The sequence below is a fragment of the Shewanella hafniensis genome, from assembly GCF_019655335.1.
GTDB lineage: Bacteria > Pseudomonadota > Gammaproteobacteria > Enterobacterales > Shewanellaceae > Shewanella > Shewanella hafniensis.
The window spans coordinates 181822-187821 of the sequence record NZ_BPFD01000001.1 but is presented as its reverse complement, the minus strand read 5'-3'; the positions used below and the strand labels follow the sequence as shown (position 1 = coordinate 187821).

At 44.8% G+C, this 6000-nt stretch carries 6 protein-coding genes and 1 tRNA gene; 5 read left to right on the top strand and 2 right to left on the bottom strand.

All coding sequences use genetic code 11. From position 1 onward, the window contains the following. On the top strand, positions 1-119 hold a 119-nt coding region (locus tag K5Q99_RS00890), incomplete at its 5' end, for an IS3 family transposase (RefSeq protein ID WP_220775748.1). A gap of 221 nt (positions 120-340) precedes the next feature. Here K5Q99_RS00890 and K5Q99_RS00885 read toward each other — a convergent pair. After that, positions 341-679 carry a PBPRA1643 family SWIM/SEC-C metal-binding motif protein gene (locus K5Q99_RS00885; RefSeq protein WP_012587000.1) on the bottom strand — a complete coding sequence of 113 codons (339 nt, stop codon included), beginning with the start codon at positions 677-679 and terminating at the stop codon, positions 341-343. 368 nt (positions 680-1047) lie between these two features. Here K5Q99_RS00885 and K5Q99_RS00880 point away from each other — a divergent pair. The 4 genes from K5Q99_RS00880 (at position 1048) to K5Q99_RS00865 (ending at position 5152) form a co-directional block, all read left to right on the top strand. Next, positions 1048-1124, top strand: a tRNA-Trp gene (locus K5Q99_RS00880). A gap of 243 nt (positions 1125-1367) precedes the next feature. Further along, a complete protein-coding gene (locus tag K5Q99_RS00875; protein WP_220775743.1) occupies positions 1368-1658 on the top strand; it encodes a DUF2607 family protein in 291 nt (96 codons plus the stop codon). A gap of 85 nt (positions 1659-1743) precedes the next feature. Further along, positions 1744-3891 (top strand): TonB-dependent siderophore receptor, encoded by a 2148-nt coding sequence (locus tag K5Q99_RS00870; protein WP_220775742.1) that lies wholly within the window; start codon positions 1744-1746, stop codon positions 3889-3891. Beyond that, positions 3881-5152 carry an acetyltransferase domain-containing protein gene (locus K5Q99_RS00865; RefSeq protein ID WP_220775741.1) on the top strand — a complete coding sequence of 424 codons (1272 nt, stop codon included), beginning with the start codon at positions 3881-3883 and terminating at the stop codon, positions 5150-5152. The genes K5Q99_RS00870 and K5Q99_RS00865 overlap by 11 nt, the downstream gene beginning before the upstream one ends. A gap of 138 nt (positions 5153-5290) precedes the next feature. On the opposite strand, the gene dpsA is transcribed toward K5Q99_RS00865, so the two are convergent. Then, positions 5291-5758 (bottom strand): DNA starvation/stationary phase protection protein DpsA, encoded by a 468-nt coding sequence (dpsA, locus tag K5Q99_RS00860; RefSeq protein WP_006082763.1) that lies wholly within the window; start codon positions 5756-5758, stop codon positions 5291-5293. Positions 5759-6000 lie beyond the last annotated feature (242 nt).

Below are 6000 nucleotides of genomic sequence, written 5' to 3'. Positions count from 1 at the left end.
AGCAAGATGTGACGGCTTACATGAAATATTATAACTTGGAGCGGCTGCATTCTGCTAATGACGATCTGTCACCTGTAGAGTTTGAAAATTCTCAAGTAAAAGTGTCCAGTTTGGGTTGACCAGTACAGGGTTTGATTTTATTTGGCAAATGTTTTTGGAATAAAGAAAAGACCCGCAAAATTATTCAGCTGTGGAATAACGATTTGCAGCGGATTTTTATCTCAAAGCTAGAGGATTAGCTGTGGGGGAAGAAACTAAAATGGAGCAGAAAAGGGGCTATTCCCGACGCACAAAAACGTCTTAGTAAAAGTCCCTATCTATTTTTCGCTGATTAAGGCGCTTACTTGCCGCAGCACTTCTTGAATTTTTGACCGCTACCACAAGCACAAGGCTCGTTACGATTTGGTTTTTTCTCGAACGTTGTCGTTTTAGGTTTATTCAATAAACCTTCTAATTCAAGGATATCTTCAGCAACATCAGCATTGACTTCGATATTGGCGAACAGCTGGTGTTCGGCAACAATCGCGGCAACTTCGAGTTTACGCGCTTCATCGGCAACAATTAATTGCAGAGGGAAAGCTTCTGTACCAGGTTTAGCAACACGCTTAGTGTTGTAGCCAAAGCTCTCATGCTTAGGTTTAGGCGTTCTACGGCCTTTAAAGAAAAATTTGTCTGACATTTTGGTTCCGTCGAGCAGTGTATGAAATTGACGATGCTTATACTATAAAACGCCGATTTTATAAATCGAACTCAGATCTTTTTTCGATAAATGTGTGGCTTTTGCCCTTAAGTGGTCCAAAACTTGTCGAAACAACCATATCTGTCGAATTTACTGCAGTGATTCGACCTAGGGCATTAGGACGGCTAATTCTCTAGATAATGCATTCGTTAAAACATCGTGCCCGATATGCGGTGGCTTTTTAATCTCAGTGGTAATTAATTCAACAGTAATCGTCTAACTTGTTTGAAAAACCTTCAGTTAATGAGTTTTGTCATAAAAAGTACTTTACCTTTGAGAGTGCTTTTAGCATAATGCCCCACGTCAACAGGGGTGTAGTTCCAATTGGTAGAACAGCGGTCTCCAAAACCGATGGTTGCGGGTTCGAGTCCTGCCACCCCTGCCAAATAAAACAACGGCTTGCATAGAAATATGCGAGCCGTTTTCTTTTATCTGCCATTTAGCCTCGATATATTTAGCGCCCTCTCTATTCATTCGCGGTTATCGCTTTTTCTCACAAATGCTGTTTCTCATAAAACTGCCGTATACCTCTTGTAACATTTAAGCACTGTGGTTTAGGTAAATCGGTTTGCAACTTTAGTTGTGCTTAACATACAATCGCCTGCCAAATTATGTGAGGAAGTAGGGTTTGAATAGTGTGATGCAAACAAGACGCACCCTAGCGATATGGCTTGCTGCCATGTTGGTGCTATTGTCTGTGGCAATTGCTGTTCACAGTATTTCCCATGCTAATGAAGACCCTAAGTCCCATTGTTCGCTGTGCTTACATCAGCACCAGTTGCAACATGCGATAACCAGTACACCCTTTCATTTCCAACTCACTCAACAGAGTTATATCTCGGTTGAGTTCCAAGCCATTTCCTTTAAACGACCTTTTAGTCGTTTCTTCAATAGTCGTGCTCCGCCCATAACAGCATAAGTTACTGTTTATTCAATTTATCTTAATTAACTTTGAGCGCCTTGGCTTAGCTAAGGCGTCGATGCTGTTTATTTTCGGAGTGAAAATGACCTCTTTTTATATGCCCAAGCGCGCTGCGCTTTTGCTGGGTGCCTTGGTTGCACTCAATCCTATTTCATTGCTGCTGGCTGCGGAGGATGCTCTATCTGGTGATCCTATCGCAGAGACTGACATTGAACGTTTAAGTATCCACTATCGCCAAGCTTACCGTGGCAATGTGTCTACCATTGAACTTCCCCAAGCGATCAGTGTGTTAGACGAGCAATTGATAAAAGATGCGGGGCTGACGCGGTTTCAAGATGTACTGGACTATTCCGCGAGTGTGGCGCGGCAAAACAATGGCGGTGGTTTATGGGATAGTTTTTCCCTGCGCGGCTTTCCGGGCAACGAAAACATGCCATCGGGGTATTTAATCAATGGCTTTAATGGTGGCCGAGGTTTTAGTGGTCATAGAGATTTATCAAACGTTGCCTATGTCGAGATTTTAAAAGGCCCAGGTTCGGCACTTTATGGCCGCTCGGAACCCGGTGGCACAGTTAATATCGTCACTAAGAAACCCCAATATGAAACCAGTGGTTATTTAAAAGCATCGGCTGGGAGTTTCGACCAATATCGGTTAGAAGGTGATGTGACCTCAGGTTTAACCGACAACTTGGCATTTCGGATTAATGGCGCGTGGCAGGAATACGATAGTTTTCGTGATTATGTGTTCAGCGATAAAAAAATCGTCACGCCGTCAGTGCGTTGGCAGATTTCCGATAAAGCCTCGTTACTTTATGAAATGGAATACCTCAAGCAGGAACAGCTATTCGATCGCGGCATTATAGTGCTCAATAACGATATTAATACTGTGCCACGCTCGCGTTATTTAGGTGAGCCTAATGATGGCGCAACTGTGGTGAATGCTACTGGGCACCAGCTGACCTATGACTATGAATTAAATGATGATTGGTCATTAACCGCGGGCTACAACTATCGTGATTCTAGTTTAAAGGGCTATTCGTCCGATGCTGAGTTGGCCAAGGGGCGACAATCGCTATTTGATGATGGCCGCACGCTAACCCGGCAGCACAGATATCGTGACTATGCCTCCGAGGACAATTCACTACGCCTAGAGTTAAGTGGCCATGTGGATACCGGTTTTATTCGCCACAATTTGCTGCTCGGCGCAGATGCTTATCACTACAGTTTAAAGACGGGGTTGTATCGCTATCGAGGCAAAAAAGGTGAATATGCCATCGATATTTATGCGCCTCAATATGGCGGGCCTCAGCCAGAGGTGAGTTTGCTGTATGAGAATAACGAAACTCAAAAGGCGTGGGGAACTTACCTGCAAGATCAAATGGATCTCACTGAAAAGTGGAAGCTGCATCTTGGGTTAAGGTTCGATAGTTATCAGCAGGATATCAGTGAAGTCGCGAAAGACACGCTATCAGAGCAAACCGATAGCAGGGTTAGCCCCAAAGTGGGTCTGGTGTATTTATGGTCCGATGCCCTAAGTTTCTATAGTTCTTATTCTGAAGGCTTTTTACCGCTTTCGGGAACTGACTTTGCGGGTAAACCCTTCGAAGCCGAAGAGAGTAAATCGGTTGAACTAGGAATAAAGTTTAATGGTACTTGGCTAAACGATCTTCCTGTAAACGGTAGTTTAGCCGTGTTCGATGCGCAAAAGAGCAATATTTTGACCTCAGATCCTATCAATGTTGGTTTTTCTGCCACCTTAGGTAAAGCCAAAAGTAGCGGGGTTGAACTCGATGTAGCCGCCGAGCTGACGGAGGATTTACAAGCAAAATTATCCTATGCCTATTTGAATACCCGCACCGCCAACGACAGCTTGAATCCCGACTGGGGCGTGCTTATCCCTGCGGGAAGTCCACTGGTGAATGTGCCCAAACATACCGCGAGTGTGATTCTGAAACAGGATTTGAATAGGCTTTCTATTGATGGACATTTAGGACTGAGCTGGCGATATGTGGATTCGCGCCTCGGTGATTCTGCCGATCCTAGCTTTCAATTGCCTTCTTATCAGTTAGTTGGACTGTTTATGAATACTCACCTTAGCGATAACTTCATCCTTGGCGTCAATCTGGACAACTTATTGGATGAAGATTACATCGCCAGCAGTTATTCAGCGCTCTGGGCTGTGCCGGGTGAGCCACGTAGCATTAAAGTGAGTGTTAGCTATGAGTTCTAATATCAGTTCGAATTCTGCGCTGTCAGCCCATTTTTCGGAACAAGCATCGGCCCACGCATCGGAACAAGTATCGAACCGAGTGCTTGGCCGAAGCCGTATTAATAGTATCGATATGATGCGCGGCCTGGTGATGCTCATCATGCTGCTCGACCATGTGCGGGAACGGTTTTTCCTGCATATGCAGGTGAGCGATCCTATGGATTTGAGTTCGACCTCTTGGGGACTGTTTCTAAGCCGCTTTGCCGCGCATTTTTGTGCGCCAGTGTTTGTGTTTCTAACGGGTGTTTCAGCATGGCTTTATGCCAATCGCAGTCATGGCGAGCCGCGTTCAGCGCGGGCGTTTTTGATTAAACGTGGTTTGTTTTTAATCGCGCTCGAAATTGTAGTGATTAACATCTCTTGGATGGGTAACTACCACACGCTTTGGTTGCAGGTCATTTGGGTGATCGGCCTGAGCATGTTAACGCTGGCGGCGCTGATAAATCTGCCTAGAGCTTGGATGGCACTTTTAGGCTTTGCGATTGTTTTTGGCCATAATCTGTTGACGCCAATTGGTTTTCAGCCGAGTGAATGGGTTTATAGCCTGTGGACCCTATTGCACGACCGCGGATATCTTGTCAGTGAAGGGGCGCTTAAGATCAAAGTGAGTTATCCTGCGCTGCCTTGGATGGGGGTGATTTTACTGGGTTATGTGGCTGGGCCCATTTTCAGTCAAAAACTGAATAGTAATCTGCTTGAAGCCTCGCAGCGCCAGCAAACACTGTTGCAGTTAGGGATAAGCTGTTGGGTACTTTTTGCAGTGCTTCGCGGGTTTAACCTCTATGGCGAAACCTTGCCTTGGCAGGCGGGGGCACATTTGGGTGAAACCTTAATGTCGGTATTCAACTTAACCAAATACCCACCATCATTAAGCTTTTTACTGGTGACCTTAGGCGGCATGTTCTTTAGCTTAGTGGCGTTTGAGCGGTATTTTGCATCAAGTGGCAAAGTTGGAGGGAGATTAGCGCGAGTCGGCCACGGGTTGTCTGTATTTGGCTCAGTCCCTATGTTCTTCTATATCTTACATTTGTACGTTCTGTTACTGCTTTATCGCTTAGCGAAATTCATCTTTGGCGCAAACCATGGTGAGTACTTTGGGGTGAATAGTATGGGATGGATTTGGTTCATAACGGGCGTGTTAGTTATCGCGCTGTATTATCCCGTTAAGTGGTTTAGCGAATATAAAAAGCACAGTACTCAGGCTTGGATTAAGTACCTCTAAATTAAAAAGCTTCTAAATTTAAGCGCTTCTAAACCTAAGTACTTTTAAACCTGAGTCATGTCGCTTTAAAGAAAAAGTCGCCAAGCGGTTATGCTTGGCGACTTTTTGTTTGGCTTGTGCCGCAATAGGGTTAGTTAATTATTCCGTTAATAAGCTGCGTAGCATCCAGGCATTTTTCTCATGCTGTTGAATGCGTTGGGTAAGCAAGTCCGCAGTGGCTTCATCATTAGCTTGATTCACCAGTGGATACAGGGCTCTAGCATTACGGATCACTAACTCTTGATCGTTTAACAATTCGCGGATCATGGTTTCGGCTTTGGTGACGCCCTGATCTTCTTTAATTTCAGTCAGTGCGGCATAAGCTGAATAGGACCCTAGCGCTCTGGCGCCTAATGCACGTACACGCTCTGCGATAAGGTCGACCGCAAGGGCAAGTTCGGTATACTGCTGTTCAAATAGCAAGTGTAAGCTAGTGAACATTGGGCCAGTAACGTTCCAGTGAAAGCTGTGAGTCTTAAGGTAAAGACTGTAGCTGTCTGCCAATAGTTGGTTAAGGCCAGCGGCGATTTCTTCTCTGTTGGCTTGATTGATACCTATGTTAATCATGGCGTTCTCCTGCTATTGTCTTACTGAGTGCATTCAGTCTAATCTTCTGATATTAAATGTAAAATGAGTAAATTAGATTTTGTAAATCTATAAATTCGATTGAACTTTTCTGCGTTAAACGTCGTAATTGTGCTGCCATTAATCGGCTTGTGCCCAACTCCCTTAGCCGCATGGCAGTAACAATGCCTAGGCAGAACTGCTATCCTAGCGGCATGTTGTGAGTCGATACTTGAATTGAATAA